This window comes from Caballeronia sp. Sq4a (assembly GCF_023170545.1).
In the GTDB taxonomy this organism is placed as follows: Bacteria; Pseudomonadota; Gammaproteobacteria; order Burkholderiales; family Burkholderiaceae; genus Caballeronia.
The window spans coordinates 1,802,704-1,824,482 of the sequence record NZ_CP084250.1 but is presented as its reverse complement, the minus strand read 5'-3'; the positions used below and the strand labels follow the sequence as shown (position 1 = coordinate 1,824,482).

Sequence of the window (21,779 nt, the reverse complement as noted above, 5' to 3'; positions counted from 1 at the left end):
GTCGATAAGGACGTTGATCTTATCTTCTGCCCGCCGCCCCGGCCCTCGTGTCGAACGAGACCGAAGGGCGGCGCTTATTTCGGCTACTTGAATGCGGCTCGTAACTGTCGTTCTGGTCTTGTTGCTGGCGCTGATCCAGTACCCGCTCTGGTGGGGGCACGGCGGCTGGCTGCGCGTGCATGAATTGCAGCAGCAACTCGCGCAGCAGACGGACAAGAACACGAACCTGAAGCTGCGCAACGAACGCGTGCAAGGCGAAGTGCAGGACCTGCAAAGCGGCACCGCCGCCGTGGAAGAGCGGGCGCGCTATGAAATGGGCATGGTGAAGGACAGCGAGGTGTTCGTGCAGTTCGTCGCGCCCAATTCGACTGCGCCTGTGAATTCGGCGAACGTGCCGGGCATGAACGGCTCGACGCGCGGACAGGTATCCGCCGCGCCATTGCGCGTGGTGCCGAATCCGGTGTCGCGTTCGAAGCAGGAGTTGCGCGATCTGGATCGCAAGGCGCGCAAGGACAAGGCCGCCGAAGCGAAGAAAAAGCAGGGCGCGGGCGGGTGATCTAAAGCACTCAGCGGGCACCCAGCGGGCAAATAAAAATGGCGCAGTCGTGATCGACTGCGCCATTTTTTTCGGTTCGCGCGAGCGGCCTACCACCACGTCCCGATGCCGACGCCCGTGCCCCAGTAAGGACCGCCCCAGCCGCCGCTCGAATACCCGCCGTACACGCTGATGGGCGGCGTGTAGTAGCCGGACATCATCTTCGCGTTGTTGCCGGCAGTCGCGGCTTGCTGCGATTCGCTCAGCGCCTGCCTGTCGATCTCGTTGTAGCGCTGCATATGGTCTTCGGGCGTGAGCGTCTGCTGCGCCGTCGTCGGCGTACTAGGCAGACGGCTGTAGATCGGCGACGGGCCCGGTGGATCCATCATGCAGCCGCTAACGAGCAGCGCGGCTGCCGCACACGACGAAAGTTTCAGCAATAGCGATGCGGTTTTCATTTGCGACCTCCAGCCGGTCGGACAACTCATCAAGCGTCAATCATAGCGCGCGGTGCGTGCTCCGAAACCCGCTCGCCGCGCGGTCGCTCCGGCCGGCCGGCGCGTGTCCGGCGCGCGCAGAGGCCCGCCGGACAAGGCATCGTAGACGATCAGTGCCGCTGATCCGATGCCGGACTCACGCCCTGCGACAGCTCTTTTGCGACAAAAAGTTGCGCAACGTCGACCGGGTCGAACTCGTAGCGTTGATTGCAGAACTCGCAGTGCACTTCCACGCTGCCGCGTTCTTCGATCACGCTGTCCACCTCTTCGCGCCCGAGCATCTTCAGCATGCCGCCCACTTTCTCGCGCGAGCAGGTGCACTGGAAGCGCGCCGGCGCGGGTTCGAAGTGCTGCACGTTTTCCTGCCAGAAGAGCCGCCGGAACACGGTTTCGGGATCTTCCTTCAGCAGTTCCTCGTTCGACAGCGTGCTGCCGAGATGACACACGCGCTGCCACGTATCGGCGTCGTGCTCGCCCGGATGCGGGACGATGCCGCCATCGCCCGGCAGCTTCTGCAACAGCATGCCGACGGCGCGGTCCGTGTTCGCGGCGAGCCACAGGCGCGTGTCGAGCTGCTCGGAATGATGCATGTACTGTTCCAGCACCTCGGCCATCGACGCGAGCGGTCCGTGCTCGCCGGACAGCGGCACGATGCCCTGATACGGCTGCTGGCCGGGCTTCTTGTCGGACGGATCGAGCGTGATGACACAGCGGCCGTGACCGTTGCGGTTGAGCAGTTCCGCGAGCGGCATGTCGTCGCGAAGCGTGCTTTCCGCGCCTTCTGCTAGCTTGGCCGTCGCGCGCAGCGTCAGCGCCGAGCTGCATTGCACGACCAGCATCTTCACCGGACCGTCGCCGTAAATTTGCATGATGAGCGTGCCGTCGAACTTGAGGTTCGCGGAGAGCAGGGCGCACGCGGCCATCATCTCGCCGAGCACGTTGCGCACGGCCGTCGGGTACGCGCGGCGCGCGAGCACTTCCTGCCACGTATTGCGCAGCGAAACGATCTCGCCGCGCACCGGCGCCGCGTTGAACATGAATTTCTGCAACTGGTCGTTCACAACTCTTCCTTGGGTGTTGAGGCGGAACCTGCCGCTCTGCGTCTCGCGCAGCGCCGCCGTTCAGCCGATGCGCACGAGCTGCGCCTTATAGTATTCGCGCCGGTCGGCGTAACTCGCCGTGGCCGCGCGCATGCGGGCGATGTCCGCCTCGCCGATTTCGCGCACCGCCTTCGCGGGCGCGCCGAGAATCAGCGTGTTGTCGGGGAAAACCTTGCCTTCGGTGACGATCGCGCCCGCGCCAACCAGACAATTGCGGCCGATTACCGCGCCATTCAAGACCACCGCCTGAATCCCGATCAGCGAGCCTTCGCCGATGGTGCAGCCGTGCAGCATCGCCTGATGGCCGACGGTGACGTTCGCCGCAATCGTCAGCGGAAAGCCGGGGTCGGCGTGCAGCACCGCGCCTTCCTGCACATTGCTGCCGCGGCCGACGACGATCGGCTCGTTGTCGCCGCGCAGCGCCGCGCCGAACCACACGCTCGCGTTTTCTTCGAGCGTGACGCGGCCGATGATGGTCGCGGTATCCGCGAGAAACACGCTTTCGTGAATGGTGGGGGCGTCGTCGCCGAGTTTGTAGATCGCCACGGTGTCTCCTCTGGCTTGCGTCTTCGATGATTGGATGCAGGCCGCGCGGCGCTAGAATGCGCGTCTTTGCTCGACGCTGCGCCTGCCGGCGCTATAGTTGCGCGGTGTTTTGCCCTGCCGGATCATCATTTTAGCCGGTTGCGGCATTTCGCCTCCGCGCCTTCCTTTTCCGATAGCCGCTGTCATGCCGAATCTTCCCCCGCCCGCCGATTTTCCGTGCGACGCCTTCTGCGCCCGTCGCGCGGCGCTCGCGATTCTGCGCGAGCGCGAGCCGGTCGCGAAGGCGGAACGCGCTCGTTCTCTTTACGAGAGCGTGCGATCCGGCGCGTTGCCGGTCGATCCGGCGCTCGCGCTCGTCGATCCCGGCGATCTGCCGGGACGCCCGGCGCGGCCGGAACTCGTCGAGCCGTCGTCGCTGAAGCGCCGCGGCATGCAGTCGGAAGCCGGGCGCGCGGTGCTGCTGCATGCGCTCGCGCATATCGAATTCAACGCGATCAACCTCGCACTCGACGCCGTGTGGCGCTTCTCCTCGATGCCCGCCGAGTTCTACGTCGACTGGCTCAAGGTCGCGGCCGAAGAAGCGCATCACTTCTCGCTGCTGCGCGCGCGTCTCGCCGAATTCGGGCACGCTTATGGCGACTTCCCCGCGCACGACGGACTCTGGGAAATGGCCGAGCGCACGCGCGGCGACGTGCTCGCGCGCATGGCGCTCGTGCCGCGCACGCTGGAGGCGCGCGGGCTCGACGCGTCGCCGCCCATCCGCAAGCGGCTCGCGCAGGCGGGCGATCACGCGTCGGCAGCCATTCTGGACGTGATCCTGCGCGACGAGATCGGGCATGTGCTGATCGGCAACCGCTGGTTCCGCTTTCTCTGCGATCAGGCGGCGCTCGATCCGCACGTCACCTACGAACGCCTCGCCGAGCAGTATCACGCGCCGAAGCTGCGCGGCCCGTTCAATTTCAAAGCGCGCCGCGACGCCGGTTTCGATGAAGCCGAACTCCACGCGTTGGCCGGACTCGACGCATCGGCGTAGCCGCTATACTGAACGGTCATCCTTTTTCACGAATTTCCCGAGGCGGACCATGAAAGAATCGCGCTCCGAGTTCGTCGATGCGCGCGGCGTGCGCCTGCACGTGCGCCGCTGGGGCTCGCCCGACGCGCCCATGCTCATCATGCTGCACGGCTGGATGGACGTCGCGGCGTCGTTCCAGTTCGTGGTCGACGCGCTCGCGGGCGACTGGCAAGTGCTCGCGCCCGATGCGCGCGGCTTCGGCCTGTCGGACTGGCCGGTCGCGCAAAAGGGCGGCGGGCACTACTATTTTCCCGACTATCTCGCTGACCTCGACGCGCTTCTCGACCATTACGCGCCCACGGACCAAGTCGATCTGGTCGGCCACAGCATGGGCGCGAACGTCGCGCTGCTTTACGCGGGCGCGCGGCCGGCGCGCGTGCGGCGCGTGGTCGACCTCGAAGGCTTCGGACTGCCCGCGACGCGTCCCTCGCAGGCGCCGGGCGCGCTTACGCGATGGCTCGACGATCTGCGCGCGCCGCCGCCGCTGCGCCCCTATGCGAGCCTCGACGAAGTCGCCGACCGGCTGATTCGCACGAATCCGCGTCTCGCCCGGTCGCGGGCGCGTTTTCTCGCGCAGCACTGGTCGCGGCAGGGGGCAGACGGCGCGTTTCATCTGCTCGCGGACCCGGCACACAAGCTGCGTAGCCCTGTGTTGTATCGCCTCGACGAGGTGATGGCCGTCTGGTCGCGCGTGCAGGCGAAAGTGCTGCACGTGGAGGCGGAAGGGTCGCCGACGCTCGCGAGCTTCGCGGGCCCGATGCCCATCGCCGAATTCAAGACGCGCTTTGCCGCATTCCCCGACTGGCGCGAGGAGATCGTCGGCGATGCGGGACACATGATCCATCACGACCAGCCCGAGCGCATCGCCGCGCTGATCGAGTCGTTCTGCGCGTGACGGCGGGGCCTTGGCTGGCCGCGGCGCGGTCATCGGGGTAAGCGTTGTTCCATGCCGTTCAAGTAAAATGACATTCCATGAAGCCGACCATTAACGCCGATCTGCATTGCCACTCCACCGTCTCGGACGGCCAGCTTTCGCCCGCCGAAGTGGCGGCGCGCGCGCATGCGGGCGGCGTTCAGGTGTGGTCGCTGACCGACCACGATCAGCTGGGCGGACAGCGCGAGGCGCGCGCGGCGGCCGAGGCGCTCGGCATGCGCTATCTGCCGGGCGTCGAGATTTCGGTGACGTGGGCGTCGCGCACGGTGCATGTGGTCGGCATGAACGTCGATCCGGAGAATCAGGCGCTCGTCAACGGCCTCGCTTCGACGCGCAACGGACGCGCGGCGCGCGGCGTGGCCATCGGCGAGGCGCTCGCGGCGGTGGGCATTCCGAACGCGTACGAAGGCGCGCTGCGCTATACCGACGACCCCGACATGATCTCGCGCACGCATTTCGCGCGCTTTCTCGTCGACGAAGGCTACGCCGAGACGACCTCCGACGTGTTCGCGCGCTATCTCGGCGACGGCAAGCCGGGCTTCGTCGGCCATCGCTGGGCGAAGCTCGCGGATGCGATGCAGTGGATTCGCGACGCGGGCGGCGAGCCGATCATCGCGCATCCGGGCCGCTACGACTACACGCCGGTCCAGTTCGCCGCGCTGTTCGACGAGTTCATCGAGTTGGGCGGCAAGGCCATCGAGGTCGTGACCGGCAGTCATACGCCCGACCAGTACCGCGAGTACGCTGATGTCGCGCGCCGTTACGGCTTCGAGGCGTCGCGCGGTTCGGACTTTCACGGGCCGGGGGAAGGGCGCGTCGATCTGGGCCGGCTTCCGCCGCTGCCCGAGGACCTCACGCCCGTCTGGGCGCGCTGGCTGTAACGCCTCGGCGCGTGCCTTGCGCGCACGCGCACGGTCCTTGCCTCACGGCATCTATCGCACGCACGGTTTGGCCGAAGCGTCGCGCTCGCGCAATCACGCGCGAGGCCGACGCCTCCACGGGCAAGAACGACACAACAAGGCGTCCCCATGTCCCAATTCTTTCGCATTCATCCGGATAATCCGCAGCCACGTCTCATCAATCAGGCGGTGCAGATCATCAAGGACGGCGGCATCGTCGCGCTGCCGACCGATTCGAGTTACGCGCTCGCCTGCCATCTGGACGACAAGACTGCGGTGGAGCGGCTGCGGCGCATTCGCGGCATCGACGACAAGCAACTGTTGTCGCTGCTCGTGCGCGATCTGTCCGAGCTCGCCAACTTCGCGATGGTCGACAACCGGCAATATCGGCTGATCAAATCGGTCACGCCGGGGCCGTACGTGTTCGTGCTGCAGGCGACGAAGGAAGTGCCGCGCAGGCTGTCGCATCCGTCGCGCAAGACCATCGGGCTGCGCGTGCCGGATCACGAGATCACGCTCGCGCTGCTCGGCGCGCTCGGCGAGCCGCTGCTCGCCTCCACCCTGATCCTGCCGGGCGAGACCGAGCCGCTCAACGACGCCGAGGAAATTCGCGAGCGGCTGGAAAAGCAGATCGAACTCGTGATCGATGCGGGCGCGTGCCCGGCCGAGCCGTCCACGGTGATCGACCTGACGGGCGGCGAGCCGGCGCTGGTCCGCGCGGGCCGGGGCAGTCTGGAGCCATTCGGCCTGACCGCGTGAGCGCGGCTTCCCGCCGGCGCCTTCACCACGCAGGAACCGCCGCGCGCAAGCCGCGCCGCGCCTGCCGACGCCTGCCCGCTTGATACAATAGCGCCCTATGGATCCTTCCCTGATACAAACCATCGCGGTCTACGCGCTCCCGGTGATCTTCGCGATCACGCTGCACGAGGCCGCGCATGGCTACGCCGCGCGCCTGCTCGGCGACAACACGGCTTACGTGCTCGGCCGCGTTTCCATGAATCCGATGCGCCACATCGACCCGATCGGCACCATCGTCATTCCCATCGTGCTGTACTTCGTGACGAGCGGCGCGTTCATGTTCGGCTACGCGAAGCCGGTGCCCGTCGCGTTCGGCAATCTGCGCAATCCCCGCTGGGGCGGCCTTTGGGTCGCGGCGGCGGGTCCGGGCAGCAACTTCGTGCAGGCGCTCCTGTGGGGCGTGCTCGCGGTGCTGCTCGCCGCCTTTCATGTCGATGAACCGTTCTTCACGCGCATGGCGGCAGCCGGCGTCGGCGTGAATCTGGTGTTCGGCGTGCTCAATCTCTTTCCGCTGCTGCCGCTCGACGGCGGGCGCATTCTGTCGGCGCTCTTGCCGGTGCGCGCGTCGCTTGCATTTCAGAAGATCGAGCCGTACGGTTTCTGGATCGTGATGGCGCTCATCATGACCAACGCGCTGACGCGCTTCTGGCTCGGCCCGCTGGTGAACGTGGGCTACGCGGCGGTGTCGGCCATTCTGAATCCCTTCGCTTCACTCTTTCCCTAAGATCATGTTCCCTGACCGTATCTTCTCCGGCATGCGGCCCACCGGGTCGCTGCACCTCGGCCACTATCACGGCGTGCTGAAAAACTGGGTGCGGCTGCAGTCCGAATACCCGTGCTTCTTCGCGGTCGTGGACTGGCACGCGCTCACCACGCACTACGAGACGCCCGAGGTCATCGAGAAAAACGTCTGGGAAGTGCTGATCGACTGGCTCGCATCCGGCATCGATCCGGCGCAGGCCACGCTCTTCATCCAGAGCCGCGTGCCTGAACACGCGGAATTGTCGCTGCTGCTCGGCATGGGCACGCCGCTCGGCTGGCTCGAACGCGTGCCGACCTACAAGGAGCAGATCGAGAAGCTGAAGGAGAAGGACCTGTCCACGTACGGCTTCCTCGGCTATCCCGTGCTGATGGCGGCGGACATTCTGCTGTATCGCGCGTCGCTGGTGCCGGTCGGCGAAGATCAGGTGCCGCACGTCGAAATGACGCGCGAGATTGCGCGCCGCTTCAACTATCTCTACGGCAAGGAGCCGGACTTCGAAGAGAAGGCGCTCGAAGCCGCGAAGAAGCTCGGCGGCAAGCGCGCGAAGCTGTATCACGAACTGCGCGTCGCGTATCAGCAGGAAGGCGACGACGAGGCGCTCGAACAAGCCCGCGCGATGCTGCAGGAATCGCAAAGCCTGTCGATGAGCGACCGCGAACGCCTGTTCGGCTATCTCGAAGGCGCGCGCAAGCTGATTCTCGTCGAGCCGCAAGTGCTCTTGACGGAAGCGTCGCGCATGCCGGGTCTCGACGGGCAGAAGATGTCGAAGTCCTATGGCAACACCATTGGCTTGCGTGAAGACGCGGAAACCATCACGAAGAAAGTCCGCACCATGCCGACCGATCCGGCGCGCGTGCGCCGCACCGATCCGGGCGATCCGGACAAGTGCCCGGTGTGGCAACTGCATCAGGTCTACACCGACGAAGAGACGCACAAGTGGGTGCAGCAGGGCTGCCGGAGCGCGGGCATTGGTTGTCTGGACTGCAAGCAGCCGGTGATCGAAGGCATTCTGCGCGAGCAGCAGCCGATGCTCGAACGCGCGCAGAAGTACATGGACGATCCGTCGCTTCTGCGCGCGATCGTCGCCGATGGCTGCGACAAGGCGCGCAAGTTCGCGACGGAGACCATGCGCGACGTGCGCGAAGCCATGGGCCTGTCGTACAACTGATGGAGATGGATGCCGGCACGCCGAGCGGCTGGGTCACGCGCTGGGCGCATCTCGTTGCGCCCGGCGCCGACGTGCTCGATGTCGCGTCGGGCAGCGGACGCCACGCGCGCTGGTTCGCGGAACGCGGCCACGCGGTGCTCGCGGTCGATCGTGACGTCGAGGCGCTTGCGTCCCTCTCCGCTTGCGAAGGCGTCACGACGCTCGACGCCGATCTCGAAGGCGCGCCGTGGCCGCTTTCGGCCGATCGCCGGTTCGGCGCGGTCGTCGTCACGAACTATCTGCATCGGCCGCTGTTCGGTCACCTGATCGACTCGCTCGCGCCCGGCGGCGTGCTCATCTACGAGACGTTCGCGGCGGGCAACGAGCGCATCGGCAAGCCATCGAATCCCGCGTTTCTCCTCGCGCCCGGCGAATTGCTCGACGCGGTGCGCGGCCGGCTTCGCGTGATCGCGTACGAAGATGGTTATGTCGAACGTCCGCGTGCTGCCTACGTGCAGCGAATCTGCGCGGTCCGCGAGTTACAGGCAACCGATAGCGCGCCGTCCGGTGCAGAAAAACCGCTCACGGTTGGTAACACGTCTTCGGGTTCGCCTCGTTACGATTTGGCGGGCTAATCCGCTACAATCGCGTAATATCGCTTTTTGCGATTAAATTCACGATTAAATTCATAGAGTTTCATGACTAACGGAATGAACGGCGGAACTAACGGCGGAATGAACGGCGGAACCGGCGGCGGCCTCCGGATTCGCGGCAGCATCCCTGCCATCGTCACACCGATGCACGAGGACGGTAGTCTCGATCTGCCGGCGTTTCGTAAGCTGATCGACTGGCATGTCGAGCAGGGCTCGAACGGGCTCGTCGTCGTGGGCACGAGCGGCGAGTCGGCCACGTTGTCGGTGGAAGAGCACGTGTTGATGGTGCAGACGGCAGTCGAGCACGCGGCCAGGCGGTTCCCGATCATCGCGGGCGCGGGCGGCAATTCGACGGCGGAAGCCATCGAGCTCTCGAAGCAGGCCAAGAAAGTCGGCGCGGATGCCACGCTGCAAGTCGTGCCGTACTACAACAAGCCGACGCAAGAGGGCATGTACCGGCACTTTCGCGCGATCGCGGAAGCCGTCGATCTCCCCGTGATTCTCTATAACGTGCCGGGCCGCACCGTTGCCGACATGAGCAACGAGACGATCCTGCGCCTGGCCGACGTGCCGGGCATCATCGGCGTGAAGGAAGCGACCGGCAACATCGATCGCGCCGCGCATCTCATCAAGCACGCGCCGGCTGATTTCGCCATTTTCAGCGGCGACGATCCCACGGCCATCGCGCTGATGCTGCTCGGCGGCCACGGCAACATCTCGGTGACGGCCAACGTCGCGCCGAAGCAGATGAGCGAACTGTGCCGCGCCGCGCTCGCAGGCGACGCAATCACCGCGCGCCGCATCCATCTGAGCCTTTTGGAACTGCACAAGCAACTGTTCTGCGAATCCAACCCGATTCCGGCCAAATGGGCGCTGCAAGCGCTCGGCCGCATGGAAGGCGGCATCCGCCTGCCGCTCACGCCGCTCGACGCGCGCTTTCACGACATCGTGCGTGGCGCGCTGCAAAGCGCCGGGCTTCTTTCTTGACCGAAGCGCGGCGGCGCCCTCGCGATATCGACGACACATCGAAATCGACGGCGCCGCTCAATGTGATCGAAGCGATCGCGACCCGTCATCAACCGCCGCTCATCGGCCTCGCTTGCCCGCGTTCGCACGCGCGACCGACGTGAGGCCATGCGTAACAGCACGTCATCTGCAGCAAAGAAGGACCTCATGAAACATTCCACTCTTCTTACCCAAGCCAAACGCCTGAGCGTGCTGTCGCTTGGCGCCGGCGTCATCTTCGCGCTGGCGGGTTGCGACACGCTGAACGACTGGCTCGCGCCCGATCGCGTGAATTACAAGGCCGCTGAAACCGCGCCGTCGCTGAACGTGCCGTCCGATCTCAGCACGGCCGACATCAGCCAGCGTTACGCCGCGCCGCCGCCGATCAACACGCTCGGCGGCACGGCGCAGCGCAACGCGACGCCCGCAGGCAACCTGACGCTCGGCGTGCCGAATGCGCAGGATCCCTACGGCATGCATGTCGAGAGCGACGGCGACCGCCGCTGGCTCGTCGTGGATGGCCGTTCGCCGGATCAGGTCTGGCCGCAGTTGCAGGAGTTCTGGACCGAGAACGGCTTCACGCTGAAGACCGATTCACCGCAGACCGGCATCATGGCAACCGACTGGGCCGAGAATCGCGCGAACATTCCGAACGACTGGTTCCGCAACAGTGTCGGCAAGCTGCTCGACTTCGCGTATTCGTCCGGTACGCGCGACATGTTCCGCACGCAAGTGGATCGCGCGTCGGACGGCTCGACCGATATCTCCGTCACGCATAGCGCGATGGAAGAAGTGCTGACGGGTCAGGATAAGACGTCGTCGCGCTGGGAAACGCGTCCGCGCAACCCGGCGCTCGAAGCCGCGTTCCTCGCGAAGATGATGCAGAAGTTCGGCCTGACCGAAGATCAATCGAAGCAGTTGATCGCGCAGGCGCGTCCCGCCGGCGCGAAGGTGGCCGTCGAGCAGACGGCGGGCACCTCGACGCTCGATCTCGCCGAGCCGTTCGACCGCGCGTGGCTGCGCGTCGGCCTCGCGCTGGATCGCACGAACTTCACGGTCGACAATCGCGATCGCGAGAAGGGCATCTACTACGTGCACTATTCGGATTCGATGGCGGAACTGAAGAAGGAAGGTCTCCTCGGCAAGCTGTTCTCCAGCAATTCGCCGAAGCCCACGCGCCAGTTCCTCGTGAACGTTCGTCCGAAGGCGGACGCGCTCACGCAGGTCGCCGTCGTCGATGCGAACGGGCAGCCGGACAACTCGTCCGATGCGCAGCGCATCGTGTCGCTTCTTCACGCGCAACTCAACTAAGCCCGGGCGCGAAGCGATTGTGAGATTCGCCAGTCTGGGTAGCGGCAGTGAAGGCAACGCGTTGCTCGTCGAGTCGACGAGCGGCACGACCACCACGCGCGTGCTGCTCGATTGCGGTTTTTCCGCGAAGGAAGTGGAGCGCCGGCTCGCGCGGCTCGGGTGCGCTGCGGCGCAACTCGATGCCATCGTCATCACGCACGAGCACACGGACCATATCGGCAGCGCACTGACCCTGGCGCGCAAGTGGTCCATTCCGCTGTATATGAGTTGGGGCACCGCACGGGCGGTCGGCGCGGATGAAGCGAAGGTCGATCTGCGCGTGCTGTGGGGCGACGAGAGCGTTGCCATCGGCGATGTCAGCCTGCTGCCGTACACCGTGCCGCACGACGCGCGCGAGCCGCTGCAATATGTCTTCTCTGATGGCGCGAGCCGTCTCGGTGTCCTGACTGATGTGGGCGTGGCGACGCCGCATATCACGAGCGTTCTGAGCGGTTGCGACGCGCTCGTGCTCGAATCCAACCATGATCTCGCGATGCTTGCCGCAAGCCGCTATCCGGCGTCGCTGAAGGCGCGCATCGGCGGGACGCATGGACACCTGAATAACGATGCCGCCGCCGCGATTCTCGCATCGCTCGATCGTTCCAAAATGCGGCATCTGGTGGCCGCGCATCTGAGTCAGCAAAACAATCTGCCGCATCTCGCGCAGGCCGCGCTCGCGGCGGTGCTCGGCGCGTCGGGAGAGGATGTCGTGGTGGCATCGCAAGCGGATGGCTTCGACTGGTTGACGCTATAGACCGCGAACCCGCGAGCACCAACAAAAAAACCGGCGTAAGCCGGTTTTTTTGTATGGGCCGCTTCAAGCGGCCCTGCCAGGCGTCATGCGCTGGCGTAAAGCCTGATGGCCTTACTGGCTTGCGCCCGAAGCCGGAGCAGCCGACGAAGCAGCAGCGTCCGAAGCAGCGCCAGCTGCCGAAGCTGCGTCGCTTGCAGCGGCCGATGCGCTCGATGCAGCAGCGTTTGCGTCCGAAGCGGCAGCAGCCGGAGCCGAAGCAGCCGACGAATCGCTTGCAGCGCTCGGAGCAGCCGTATCGCTAGACTTGTTGCATGCAGCCAGGGCAACAGCAGCCAACAGGGATGCTACGAGGAGGGATTTCTTCATGATCACGTCCTTTTATGGTTAAAGGTAAGCAACAGCGCAAAGTACCGGTAATGTGTGCTCCAACACCGACCTGGGCCGCTGTGGAGCCTCACAATTCTTTTTGTGTGAGACCTACACGGCTTGGCCGGAAATTATAGGCACTTTCGTAACGACCGTCGATAAATGCGGGGACGGTACGTTGTCTTTCTCATACAAACTTTCGTATTGCGGAACAGCAAAACCAGGGCCTTCGGTGAATCGCGCGACGCTTTCGCGCCAAGCGTTTCAGGCCGGCGGGTCCGTCTGAAGCCAGCCCGCACGATACCACTCGTGCAGCAGGGATGTCATTGCCGAATCGTCTGTAAGTGTTACAAAGCGTTTCGCTTCCAGACGCCGTTTGTCAGCCAACTCCGGCAGCCACTTTTTAGCCTTTGCGGATAACGCGGCCGCTTCGCCATTAACGAAATACGATTGGGTGTTGTAGAGCAAATTCGTCTTTCTATCTAGTCTGATCCCTGTCTTTTTCGCTCGCTCAACAAATTTTTGCTCATTAAGCGCGCGGGACGGCGGATCAAATACGACATTGGCTTTCGGTTCGCTCAGATAACTGCCGAGAAACTCGGCAACGTCCTTTTCATTCCAGGTGAGGTTCGCAAGGATCGCGCCAACGCGCTCGACGAGAAGCGCGGGCAACTCGCCCGGCTTCTCGACCGGCGGCTGCGCAGGATCGCGATAGCGCACATCCGCTTTGCCCGCGTTCGATTCGTCTCCCGCGCGCTCCGCAAGGTGATAGAGAAACTGCGCGGTGAGCTCACGAGCCGATGGCGCGCGGAAGCCGATGGAGCAGGTCATGCATTCGCCTTCCGCGATACCGTCGTGCGCGATATGCGGCGGCAGATACAGCATGTCGCCAGGCTCCAGCACCCATTCTTCTTCGGGCTCGAAGTGCTGTAAAACTTTCAACGGTAAGCCGGGTTTTAGCGAGAGATCCCGCTGCGCGCCAATGCGCCAGCGCCGCTTGCCGTGCACTTGCAGCAGAAACACATCGTAAGAGTCGAAGTGCGGCCCGACACCGCCGCCGTCGGTGGCATAAGAGATCATGAGATCGTCGAGACGCGCGTCAGGAATAAAGCGGAAACGGTTCATCAGCGCATGCGCGCGCTCGTCGTGCAGGTTCACGCCTTGCACGAGCAATGTCCATTCGCGTTTCCGGACGGAAGGCAGTTCGTCCGGCGCGAACGGGCCGTGCTCGAGATTCCACGTATTGCGAAAATGCGTGATGAGGCGCGATTCCACATCGTCGAGATCGGCGAGTTCGAACAGGTCGTCGCGCGGAACGGGCGCGGACATGCCGGGGATCGCCTGACGGATCAGCAGCGGCTTTTTCTGCCAGTAACGCCGCATGAACTGTCGCGGCGTGCGGTTGCCCAACAACGGTGTGATCTCGTCGGGAAGCGGCGCGCCGGAGGGCTCGGAAAGGCTGGGAAGGGCTAAGGTGGGAACGTCTGAGGGCCGCTGGCGCATCGTATAATCGAGGCTTGTATCTTGGAGGATTCAATGAAAATTGCGAAAGACACTGTCGTTTCGGTCGCCTACAAGCTATCGGATGCGCAAGGCAATCTGATCGAGGAGAGCGACGAGCCGATGGTCTATCTGCACGGCGGCTATGATGGCACGTTCCCCAAGATCGAGGAAGCGCTGGACGGTCGCGAGCCCGGTTATGAAACGCTCATCCAGCTCGAGCCGCAAGATGCGTTCGGCGAATACGATCCCGAGCTCGTCAAGATCGAAGAGCGCAGCCGTTTTCCGGAGCCGCTGGAAGTGGGCATGCAGTTCGAAGGCACGCCCGAAGACAGCGACGACGATCTCGACTCGCTCATCTATACGGTGACGGATGTCGCGGAAGACAAAGTGGTGCTCGACGGCAATCATCCGCTTGCCGGCATGGCGCTGCGCTTTGCGTTGTCGGTGCAGGAAGTGCGCACCGCGACGGAAGACGAGGTGAAACATCAGCACGCGCATGGCGTAGACGGCCTCGAAGTGCTGGATGAAGACGAAGACGACGACGAGCCGCGCACGGACTCCGGCCCGACGCTGCACTAAGCGCATCCGGGTTTCCGGGCGTCGTCGCTAAGCGCAGCTTCGGCTGCGCTTTTTTATTGCGCGGTGCCGTTGCCGGACACGCCCGACGCGGGCACCGGGAGAATAGGCGGCAACGCTTGCGGCGGCGTGAGAATGGGCGGCAAGCCCGACGCCGGCTGCATGAGCGAAGGCGGCGCGGGCAACTGCGCAGGCAGATCGTTGCGCGGCAGCGCGGGCGGCGTCGAAGCGGGCGCAGCGGGCATGTAATCGGAATATGAGCCGTAAGGCGCGCTCGACGGCGCGGACTGCGCGGGCGTCTCTGCTCTCGGCTCTGTCGCATCGTGCTTGCGGGAGTCCTGCACGTTACGCACGTCGCGTATATCGCGCACGCGCAGCCGAAACGGCGGATGCCATCGCGCGTCGCTGACCACTTCCAGCCATTGCGACTGCGGTCGCTTCAGCGAAAGCGCGACGCGCGTCAAATTCGTCACGGTCAGCCCCTTGTCGTTACGCAGCGGCTGGTCGATATGAAAGCCGTTCGGCTCGGACGCTTCCGTTCGATGAATGACGATCACCGGCCCGCGAAACGTCTCCGCCGCTTTCACGAGCGAGCGTTTGAGTTCGAGAAAGCCATCGCGCGGCTCGTTGGCGCGCGAAAAGCGCAACCACGCGAAACGGTCCCGCCGTTCGTAACGCGCGAAGTCGGGATCGCCCTGCAACACGATGACGAGCGCCCGCATGCCCGCGCGCCGCGCCGATTCGGCAGCGTGATCGAGCCAGAACGTCGTCGCGACCGTGCGATCCTCGAACTCGCCGTTGCGCCCGCCTGCCGTCAGATAATGGTTGTTCGGACTCGGCGCATTCAGGCCGATGAACGCAATGCCTTCGGCCTGCCAGCGCACGTTTTCACGAAACGGCCGAAAGCGCGCAACCTCGCTTTCGCGTGTGAGCGTGAGCGGATTCTGTCCCAGCGAACTGGCATCCGCGAAGAACAGCTGCCGAACGAAGTCGAGCCGCTCGACGGGATCGTACGCGCCGCCATGCGTCAGGCCGCAATCGGCCCAGTCGTGCTGGCCGAGCAGGAGCACCACCGGCGTTCGCGATGCATCCAGCAGATCGCGCCGCGACTGATAGATGCTGTCGCGGCACGGCTCGGTCGCGCCTTTCACGTTGCCGTCGTAGACGATGAAACCGACGTTGCGATCCCGCGCAATGGCATCGAGCATTTGACGCACGGGCGCTTCGTCGGCAGGGCGGGTGAGCGCGTCCGAGATGACGGCGAAGGTCAGCGGATCGCCATTTTGCGCGTGTGCCTGCGCGAACGCGCCCGCCAAGAGCGCCGTTATGAATGCGCCGTTGCAAAGCCGAGCGGCCGCGCGCAAAACACGCGACGCGCCCGTGCCGGCGATGCGCTCAATGCGACGCATCCGGCGCTTGATTCGCCAGTTCATGCAGTTCGTACAGCAAATCAAGCGCATCGCGCGGACGCAGGTCGTTCGGATCGAGCGCGCGCAGTTTGTCGAGCACCGGATGATCCGACGCGGGTTGCGCGGCGGGTTCGCTATCCGCTTGGTCGTCGAACGCGTACGGCGGGCTCGCGAAGAGATCGAACTGCGCGGTCGGCTGCCCGATGGACTGCTGCTCTAGATGCACGAGATGCTTGCGCGCGGCGCGGATCACCGCCGACGGAACGCCTGCGAGTTGCGCGACCTGCAAGCCGTAGCTCTGGTTCGCCGGGCCTTCGTTGACCGCATGCAGGAACACGATGCCGTGATCGTGCTCGACCGCCGACAAATGCACGTTCGCCGCCTGCGCGAACTCGGTGGGCAGCTGCGTCAATTCGAAATAATGCGTCGCGAAGAGCGTATAGCAGTGGTTGTGCGACAGCAGATGCCGCGCGATGGCCCACGCGAGCGCGAGGCCGTCGAACGTCGAGGTGCCGCGGCCAATCTCGTCCATGAGGACGAGGCTGGACGCGCTGGCGTCGTTGAGAATGGCGGCGGCTTCGGTCATCTCGACCATGAACGTGGACCGGCCGCCCGCGAGATCGTCGGCCGCGCCGATGCGCGTGAAGATGCGGTCGAGCGCGCCGAAACGCGCGCGCCTGGCCGGCACGTAGCTGCCGACATACGCCATCAGCGCAATCAGCGCCGTCTGCCGCATGAACGTCGATTTACCGCCCATATTCGGGCCGGTGATCAGCAACAGCTTGCGGTCGTCGTTCAGGCAGCAATCGTTCGCGATGAACTGCTCGACCTGCGCCTCGACGACCGGGTGCCGTCCCTGTTCGATATCGATGCCGGCGTCCGCCGCGAACTCCGGCGCGACCCAGTCGAGCGCGCGCGCCCGCTCGGCGAACGCGCCGAGCAAGTCCAGTTCGGCGAGCGCGCTCGCGACGCGCTGACAATCTTCGAGAAACGGCAACAGGTTTTGCAGCAGCGCTTCGTAGAGCGCGCGTTCGCGGGCCAGCGCGCGTTCCTGCGCCGACAGCGCCTTGTCCTCGAATGCCTTGAGCTCGGGCGTGATATACCGCTCCGCGTTCTTGAGCGTCTGACGGCGGCGGTAATCGTCAGGCACCTTGTCGGTCTGGCCGCGCGTCACTTCGATATAGAAGCCATGCACGCGGTTGTATTCGACGCGCAGATTGCCGATTCCAGTACGCGCGCGCTCGCGCGCTTCGAGGTCGATCAGGAATTGATCGCAGTTCTCCGAAATATCGCGCAGTTCGTCGAGATCGGCGTCGTAGCCGCGCGCGATCACGCCGCCGTCGCGAATCAGCGCGGCTGGCTCGGGCGCGATGGCGCTCGAGAGCAGGTCGAGGCATTCGTGCGGCGGTTCGAGCGCCGCGCCGATGCGCGCGAGCGCCGCCGTCTGCGCGGGCAACGCGGCGACGAGCGTCTGAAGCTCGGGCAGCGCGGCGAACGTGTCGCGCAGGCTCGACAAGTCGCGCGGGCGCGCCGAGAGCAGCGCGAGCCGCCCCGTGATGCGCTCGATGTCCGAGATCTTGCGAAGCGCGGTTCGCAGCGCGTCGAGACCGCTCGCAGCCGGCGCGTCGAGCAGCGCGCCGATCGCATGCTGGCGAGCCTGCGCGACCGACGCATCGCGCGGCGGATGATGCAGCCAGTGACGCAACAGGCGGCTGCCCATGCTCGTGCAGCAGGTATCGAGCAGCGAACAAAGCGTCGGCGATTCGGTGCCGCGCAGCGTTTCGGTCAGTTCGAGATTGCGGCGCGTCGCCGGGTCGAGCCCGATGTACTCCGACTCGTGCTCGACCTTCAGGCTGCGCACGTGGCGCAACTGCTGCCCTTGCGTTGCGGCGGCGTAAAGCAAGAGCGCGCCCGCCGCGCCGCACGCGCAGGTGAGCGTTTCGCCGCCGAAGCCGTCGAGGCTCGCGACGTTGAGTTGCTCGCGAAGGCGCTGCGTGCCGGAGCCGACATCGAAGTGCCAGGCGGGCACGCGCGTCGGCGCGGCGAGATTCGCGACGCCGAAAGTCGCCTGCATGTCGGTGACGGTATCGGCGATAAGCGTCTCCGACGGACGGATGCGTTCCAGCGCCGCTGCCACTTGCTCGGGCGCGACTTCGGCGAGCCGCAGCGCGCCGCTCGCCAGATTGAGCCACGCGAGGCCGACGCTCGTCACCACGCCGCGCCGGTTGTGCGCGGGGCAGAGCGCGAGCAGATAGACATCGCTCTTATCGGACAGCAGCGCCGCGTCGGTGAGCGTGCCGGGAGTGACCACGCGCACGACCTTGCGCTCGACCGGCCCTTTCGACGTGGCCGGATCGCCGATCTGTTCGCAAATCGCAACCGACTCGCCGAGCTTCACGAGCTTGGCGAGATATTGCTCGCACGCGTGATGCGGCACGCCCGCCATGCGGATCGGATTGCCACCGGACGCGCCGCGTTGCGTGAGCGTGAGGTCGAGCAGACGCGCAGCTTTCTCGGCGTCGTCGAAGAAGAGCTCGTAGAAATCGCCCATGCGATAGAAGACGAGCGTGCCGGGATGCTCCGCCTTGATGCGAAGGTACTGCTGCATCATCGGCGTATGCTGCGCGAAGTCCGCGGGAAGCGCCGCCGGAAGCGCGGCGGCGGCCGGTGCGGAAGGAGAGTCGGGAGTTGCCGTGTGATTGCCCATCTTGCGTGCGGTAAGAGCCAACGGGCGGAACGCAACGCGCGCTCAGCCGCGATTCAGCCGATAGTGCAAGAGTTTAACCCGTCGTGATCAGACGACGGAGGCGGCCGAAAGGCATAGGCCGCGCGACGGGAGACGCAAAAGCAAGCGGGGCCACCCTGCGGCAGCCCCGGTGTCACAGGCAAAGCAGGCGCGATGTTCTAGGAGCGTCCTGCCAGAAAGCCGACGAGCAGCGCGAGACCCGCGACCGCGCCGAGCGTGTGCCACGGCTTGTCATGGACGAAGTCGTCCGCGTAGCCCGCTGCATCGCCGAGCCTGTCGGTGATGGCCGAGCTCGCGCCGTCCATCTGCGAGCGCGCGAACTTCAGCTTAGATTGCAGTTGCTTGCGCAGGCGGTCGGCGTCGATATCCTTCGCGCCCTGAAGCGAGCTTTCCAGATCGTCGAGCAGGCTGCGCAGCTGGTCGGTCGCCGAATCGACGACATCGCCCGCACCGCGCACGGCGCGCTGGCCGACATCGGCTGCGCCATTGATCTTGCTGTCGAGCGTCGAACGTGAAAACAGTCCCATTTCATTGCTCCTTTATTTGACGTGCCGGAGAATGGCTGCGCGCGAGCTATGACATGATCCGGCCCGCGCGGCCTCTTGCGCTGATGCGCGTTCCTGCTGTTACGACTCAAACCGTGCGCCGTCGTTTCCTCCCTTGGTCAGACGGCGACGCATGCAGCCGGATTCAACGGACAAGCAAGGTTCATTCCTCGACGAGCGCGCCGAGATCCACTTCCCGTTCGTTGCGCGTATGGCGGCGCATCGCAAGCGCCATCATCCCGCAGACGAAGACGCCGAATACGACGATGATCCATTGCACCGGCACCTTCTCGGTCAGGAGCAGCGCATACGCGCCGAGCATCGCTAGCACGGCGAGATTCTGGTTGAAATTCTGCACGGCGATCGAATGCCCCGCCGAAAGCAGCGTCGCGCCGCGATGTTGCAGTATCGCGTTCATCGGCACGATGAAAAAGCCCGACAAGCCGCCGAGCGCGATCATCAGCGGATACGCCATCAGTATGTAGGCCGGCGCGAAGAACGGACCGACGTGCACGCCCGCGCCCGCCGGAAAGAGGTCCTTGTTATAGAACGCCATCGCGATCGCCACCGCGCCGATCAGCACGCCGACCGGCAGCACCTTCAGCGACTGCCGCAGCGCGATCCACGCGGACGCCGCCGCCGCGCCGAGCGCAATGCCGACACCCGTGATGCCTTGCAGAACCGCCGCCTTCGAGAGCGACAAGCCGAGGTTCGCATCGGCCCACTTCAGCACGAGCAGTTGCAGCGTGACGGCCGCGCCCCACAGGAGCGTCGTGACCCAGAGCGCGATCTGCGCGAGCTTGTCGCTCCACAAGACCTTGAAGCAGCGCGAAAAGTCGTGCACGAGGCGCGTCGGCTGCGTCAGCAGATTCGGATAACGCGCGCCGGTATCGGGGATAAACGCGTTGATGACGGCCGCCGATGCGTAGATCAGCATCACGGCGAACATCGCGGCGTGCGCGGCGCTGGTGACGAGCGGCACATGCGCCTGCGACACCCAGCGTTCGACGACCTGACTCACGAGCGCGCCGCCTATCACGGTGCCGATGATGGTAGAGCCGACCGTCGCCGATTCGAGCCACGCGTTGGCCGCGATCAGCTTTTGCGGCGGCAGCAGTTCGGTGAGGATGCCGTACTTGGCCGGCGAGTACGCGGCCGCGCCGAGGCCGACGACGCCGTACGCGATCATCGGATGCACGTCCGCGATCATCAGCGCGCAGCCGCCTGCCTTGAGCGCGTTCGAGATGAACATGACGTGACGCTTTTGCAGCGCATCGGCGAATGCCCCGACGAAAGGCGCGAGCACCACGTACGAAACGGTGAAGAAGATCTGCAAGAGCGGCGTGACCCACGGCGCGGAGCGCACGACGGCGAGCATCGCGATGGCGGCGATCAGAAGCGCGTTGTCCGCCAGCGACGAGACGAACTGCGCGGCGATGATCGTATAGAAGCCTTTTTTCATGGGTGCGGGCGACCGGGGCGCGTGGCGCCGTAAACGGAAACTGAAACGGAAATGAAAATGAAGGGGAGAAAGCGCGCCCCGCGGAACGCGAAGCAAAAGATTGCACTCTAGCCGAGCGCGACCTTCATTGCAGAGCACGCGGCGCGCCCGTCAGGCTAATGGAAACGGAGCGCGGCGGCGCGCGCTCCGGCAAAGCGATTGCTTCGCGTGCGCCGGCTTATTCGCCGGTCAGACGCGTGCGCGAGTACATGTCGAGAATCTTGACCATCTGCGCGTACACCTTCGGGTTCGCGGCGACGATCTCGTTCTGAAACAGGAAGTCGGATTCGCCCGTGTAGTTGCCGACGAGCCCGCCCGCTTCGGTCACGATCAGGCTGCCAGCGGCGACGTCCCACGGATGAATGCCCTGCTCGAAGAAGCCATCGAGGCGTCCGGCCGCGACGTTCGCGAGATCGAGTGCCGCCGCGCCCGGACGACGCAGACCGGCGCACGACATCGTCATTTCGCTGAACAGGCGCGTGTAGGCGTTCAGGCCCTGGCCGTCGCGAAACGGAAAGCCCGTGCCGATGAGCGCATCGGAGAGGCGGTCCAGCTTGCCGACGCGAATGCGCCGCTCGTTCAGATACGCGCCGCCGCCGCGCGAGGCGGTGAAGAGATCGTTGCGCGTCGGATCGTAGACGACGGCTTGCGTGACCGTGCCCTTGTGCGCGAGCGCGATCGACACGCAGTAGTACTGGAAGCCGTGGATGAAGTTGGTCGTGCCGTCGAGCGGATCGATGATCCACTGATAGTCGGACTCGCGATCGTCCTGCCCGGACTCTTCCGCGAGAATCGAATGATCGGGATAGGCGGTGTGCAGCGTCTCGATGATGGCCGCTTCCGACGCCTTGTCGACTTCCGTCACGAAGTCGTTATGCTGCTTCTTGCTGACGAGGAGGCGGTCCAGGTCCAGCGACGCGCGGTTGATGATCTGTCCGGCGCGGCGCGCGGCCTTGACAGCGATGTTGAGCATCGGATGCATGAGCGAAATCCTTTGACCGCCGCGCGTTGCACTCACGTGCGCGGGCGATGGGTTGCAAGATGGGTTGGCGACAACGACTAAGGTCGACGAAAGACGAA

22 protein-coding genes are annotated in these 21,779 nt (G+C 65.0%); 12 read left to right on the top strand and 10 right to left on the bottom strand.

The genetic code is table 11. The features are described from left to right. Positions 1 to 91 precede the first annotated feature (91 nt). Positions 92 to 556, top strand: coding sequence for a cell division protein FtsB (ftsB, locus tag LDZ24_RS08685; protein WP_175944209.1), 465 nt, complete (start codon positions 92 to 94; stop codon positions 554 to 556). A gap of 89 nt (positions 557 to 645) precedes the next feature. Here ftsB and LDZ24_RS08680 read toward each other — a convergent pair whose 3' ends face one another. The 3 genes from LDZ24_RS08680 to LDZ24_RS08670 all read right to left on the bottom strand — a co-directional run bounded on the left by LDZ24_RS08680 (position 646) and on the right by LDZ24_RS08670 (position 2,678). Continuing rightward, complete coding sequence (locus LDZ24_RS08680; protein ID WP_248320098.1) at positions 646 to 993, bottom strand: hypothetical protein; 348 nt, start codon at positions 991 to 993, stop codon at positions 646 to 648. Between the two features lie 149 nt (positions 994 to 1,142). Then, entirely contained in the window at positions 1,143 to 2,093 is a 951-nt protein-coding gene (hslO, locus tag LDZ24_RS08675; protein ID WP_175944205.1) for an Hsp33 family molecular chaperone HslO, read from the bottom strand. A gap of 60 nt (positions 2,094 to 2,153) precedes the next feature. After that, positions 2,154 to 2,678 carry a gamma carbonic anhydrase family protein gene (locus tag LDZ24_RS08670; RefSeq protein ID WP_248320096.1) on the bottom strand — a complete coding sequence of 175 codons (525 nt, stop codon included), beginning with the start codon at positions 2,676 to 2,678 and terminating at the stop codon, positions 2,154 to 2,156. A gap of 184 nt (positions 2,679 to 2,862) precedes the next feature. Here LDZ24_RS08670 and LDZ24_RS08665 point away from each other — a divergent pair, with 184 nt between their 5' ends. The 10 genes from LDZ24_RS08665 (at position 2,863) to LDZ24_RS08620 (ending at position 12,053) form a co-directional block, all read left to right on the top strand. Next, positions 2,863 to 3,711 carry a ferritin-like domain-containing protein gene (locus LDZ24_RS08665; RefSeq protein ID WP_248320095.1) on the top strand — a complete coding sequence of 283 codons (849 nt, stop codon included), beginning with the start codon at positions 2,863 to 2,865 and terminating at the stop codon, positions 3,709 to 3,711. A gap of 49 nt (positions 3,712 to 3,760) precedes the next feature. Further along, complete coding sequence (locus LDZ24_RS08660) at positions 3,761 to 4,645, top strand: alpha/beta fold hydrolase (protein ID WP_248320094.1); 885 nt, start codon at positions 3,761 to 3,763, stop codon at positions 4,643 to 4,645. A gap of 89 nt (positions 4,646 to 4,734) precedes the next feature. Continuing rightward, positions 4,735 to 5,565, top strand: a complete 831-nt coding sequence (locus LDZ24_RS08655) for a 3',5'-nucleoside bisphosphate phosphatase (RefSeq protein ID WP_206468250.1) — start codon at positions 4,735 to 4,737, stop codon at positions 5,563 to 5,565. Between the two features lie 147 nt (positions 5,566 to 5,712). Beyond that, complete coding sequence (locus LDZ24_RS08650; RefSeq protein ID WP_248320092.1) at positions 5,713 to 6,342, top strand: L-threonylcarbamoyladenylate synthase; 630 nt, start codon at positions 5,713 to 5,715, stop codon at positions 6,340 to 6,342. Positions 6,343 to 6,439: 97 nt separating this feature from the next. Beyond that, a complete protein-coding gene (locus tag LDZ24_RS08645; protein WP_159836517.1) occupies positions 6,440 to 7,105 on the top strand; it encodes a site-2 protease family protein in 666 nt (221 codons plus the stop codon). A 4-nt stretch (positions 7,106 to 7,109) separates the two neighbouring features. Next, the gene (locus LDZ24_RS08640; protein WP_175944195.1) at positions 7,110 to 8,312 is read left to right on the top strand and encodes a tryptophan--tRNA ligase; all 1,203 of its coding nucleotides are present in this window, start codon (positions 7,110 to 7,112) and stop codon (positions 8,310 to 8,312) included. After that, positions 8,312 to 8,926: a bifunctional 2-polyprenyl-6-hydroxyphenol methylase/3-demethylubiquinol 3-O-methyltransferase UbiG gene (locus LDZ24_RS08635; protein ID WP_248320091.1), complete on the top strand. Its 615-nt coding sequence runs from the start codon at positions 8,312 to 8,314 to the stop codon at positions 8,924 to 8,926. Before LDZ24_RS08640 ends, LDZ24_RS08635 begins: the two co-directional genes overlap by 1 nt. 99 nt (positions 8,927 to 9,025) lie before the next feature. Further along, a complete protein-coding gene (gene dapA, locus LDZ24_RS08630; protein ID WP_248322312.1) occupies positions 9,026 to 9,931 on the top strand; it encodes a 4-hydroxy-tetrahydrodipicolinate synthase in 906 nt (301 codons plus the stop codon). A gap of 186 nt (positions 9,932 to 10,117) precedes the next feature. Continuing rightward, positions 10,118 to 11,260, top strand: coding sequence for an outer membrane protein assembly factor BamC (bamC, locus tag LDZ24_RS08625; RefSeq protein WP_248320090.1), 1,143 nt, complete (start codon positions 10,118 to 10,120; stop codon positions 11,258 to 11,260). Between the two features lie 19 nt (positions 11,261 to 11,279). Further along, positions 11,280 to 12,053, top strand: a complete 774-nt coding sequence (locus tag LDZ24_RS08620; protein ID WP_248320088.1) for an MBL fold metallo-hydrolase — start codon at positions 11,280 to 11,282, stop codon at positions 12,051 to 12,053. Positions 12,054 to 12,164: 111 nt separating this feature from the next. Here the strand turns inward: LDZ24_RS08620 and LDZ24_RS08615 are convergent, their stop codons facing one another. Both LDZ24_RS08615 and LDZ24_RS08610 read right to left on the bottom strand, forming a co-directional pair. Next, positions 12,165 to 12,419, bottom strand: a complete 255-nt coding sequence (locus LDZ24_RS08615; protein WP_236572749.1) for a hypothetical protein — start codon at positions 12,417 to 12,419, stop codon at positions 12,165 to 12,167. Between the two features lie 264 nt (positions 12,420 to 12,683). Continuing rightward, the gene (locus tag LDZ24_RS08610; protein ID WP_248320086.1) at positions 12,684 to 13,922 is read right to left on the bottom strand and encodes a cupin domain-containing protein; all 1,239 of its coding nucleotides are present in this window, start codon (positions 13,920 to 13,922) and stop codon (positions 12,684 to 12,686) included. Between the two features lie 33 nt (positions 13,923 to 13,955). Between LDZ24_RS08610 and LDZ24_RS08605 the strand changes: the two genes are divergently transcribed. Then, complete coding sequence (locus tag LDZ24_RS08605) at positions 13,956 to 14,501, top strand: peptidylprolyl isomerase (protein WP_175944186.1); 546 nt, start codon at positions 13,956 to 13,958, stop codon at positions 14,499 to 14,501. 53 nt (positions 14,502 to 14,554) lie between these two features. On the opposite strand, the gene LDZ24_RS08600 is transcribed toward LDZ24_RS08605, so the two are convergent. From LDZ24_RS08600 to LDZ24_RS08580, 5 genes are all read right to left on the bottom strand, one after another. Beyond that, positions 14,555 to 15,931 (bottom strand): hypothetical protein, encoded by a 1,377-nt coding sequence (locus LDZ24_RS08600; RefSeq protein WP_248320085.1) that lies wholly within the window; start codon positions 15,929 to 15,931, stop codon positions 14,555 to 14,557. Beyond that, on the bottom strand, positions 15,894 to 18,518 hold the full coding sequence (mutS, locus tag LDZ24_RS08595) for a DNA mismatch repair protein MutS (protein ID WP_248322311.1): 2,625 nt from the start codon (positions 18,516 to 18,518) through the stop codon (positions 15,894 to 15,896). The genes LDZ24_RS08600 and mutS overlap by 38 nt, the downstream gene beginning before the upstream one ends. Positions 18,519 to 18,811: 293 nt before the next feature. Continuing rightward, positions 18,812 to 19,180, bottom strand: a complete 369-nt coding sequence (locus LDZ24_RS08590) for a YqjD family protein (protein ID WP_175944184.1) — start codon at positions 19,178 to 19,180, stop codon at positions 18,812 to 18,814. A 181-nt stretch (positions 19,181 to 19,361) separates the two neighbouring features. Next, entirely contained in the window at positions 19,362 to 20,660 is a 1,299-nt protein-coding gene (lplT, locus tag LDZ24_RS08585; RefSeq protein ID WP_248320084.1) for a lysophospholipid transporter LplT, read from the bottom strand. A gap of 217 nt (positions 20,661 to 20,877) precedes the next feature. Beyond that, a complete protein-coding gene (locus LDZ24_RS08580) occupies positions 20,878 to 21,681 on the bottom strand; it encodes an inositol monophosphatase family protein (RefSeq protein WP_248320082.1) in 804 nt (267 codons plus the stop codon). Positions 21,682 to 21,779 lie beyond the last annotated feature (98 nt).

Coding starts and splice junctions, on each gene's coding strand:
- ftsB (WP_175944209.1), top strand. CDS start 92: ATGCGGCTCGTAACTGTCGTTCTGGTCTTGTTGCTGGCGCTGATCCAG.
- LDZ24_RS08680 (WP_248320098.1), bottom strand. CDS start 993: ATGAAAACCGCATCGCTATTGCTGAAACTTTCGTCGTGTGCGGCAGCC.
- LDZ24_RS08665 (WP_248320095.1), top strand. CDS start 2,863: ATGCCGAATCTTCCCCCGCCCGCCGATTTTCCGTGCGACGCCTTCTGC.
- LDZ24_RS08660 (WP_248320094.1), top strand. CDS start 3,761: ATGAAAGAATCGCGCTCCGAGTTCGTCGATGCGCGCGGCGTGCGCCTG.
- LDZ24_RS08650 (WP_248320092.1), top strand. CDS start 5,713: ATGTCCCAATTCTTTCGCATTCATCCGGATAATCCGCAGCCACGTCTC.
- LDZ24_RS08645 (WP_159836517.1), top strand. CDS start 6,440: ATGGATCCTTCCCTGATACAAACCATCGCGGTCTACGCGCTCCCGGTG.
- LDZ24_RS08640 (WP_175944195.1), top strand. CDS start 7,110: ATGTTCCCTGACCGTATCTTCTCCGGCATGCGGCCCACCGGGTCGCTG.
- LDZ24_RS08635 (WP_248320091.1), top strand. CDS start 8,312: ATGGAGATGGATGCCGGCACGCCGAGCGGCTGGGTCACGCGCTGGGCG.
- dapA (WP_248322312.1), top strand. CDS start 9,026: ATGAACGGCGGAACCGGCGGCGGCCTCCGGATTCGCGGCAGCATCCCT.
- bamC (WP_248320090.1), top strand. CDS start 10,118: ATGAAACATTCCACTCTTCTTACCCAAGCCAAACGCCTGAGCGTGCTG.
- LDZ24_RS08615 (WP_236572749.1), bottom strand. CDS start 12,419: ATGAAGAAATCCCTCCTCGTAGCATCCCTGTTGGCTGCTGTTGCCCTG.
- LDZ24_RS08610 (WP_248320086.1), bottom strand. CDS start 13,922: ATGCGCCAGCGGCCCTCAGACGTTCCCACCTTAGCCCTTCCCAGCCTT.
- LDZ24_RS08605 (WP_175944186.1), top strand. CDS start 13,956: ATGAAAATTGCGAAAGACACTGTCGTTTCGGTCGCCTACAAGCTATCG.
- LDZ24_RS08600 (WP_248320085.1), bottom strand. CDS start 15,931: ATGAACTGGCGAATCAAGCGCCGGATGCGTCGCATTGAGCGCATCGCC.
- mutS (WP_248322311.1), bottom strand. CDS start 18,518: ATGATGCAGCAGTACCTTCGCATCAAGGCGGAGCATCCCGGCACGCTC.
- LDZ24_RS08590 (WP_175944184.1), bottom strand. CDS start 19,180: ATGGGACTGTTTTCACGTTCGACGCTCGACAGCAAGATCAATGGCGCA.
- lplT (WP_248320084.1), bottom strand. CDS start 20,660: ATGAAAAAAGGCTTCTATACGATCATCGCCGCGCAGTTCGTCTCGTCG.
- LDZ24_RS08580 (WP_248320082.1), bottom strand. CDS start 21,681: ATGCATCCGATGCTCAACATCGCTGTCAAGGCCGCGCGCCGCGCCGGA.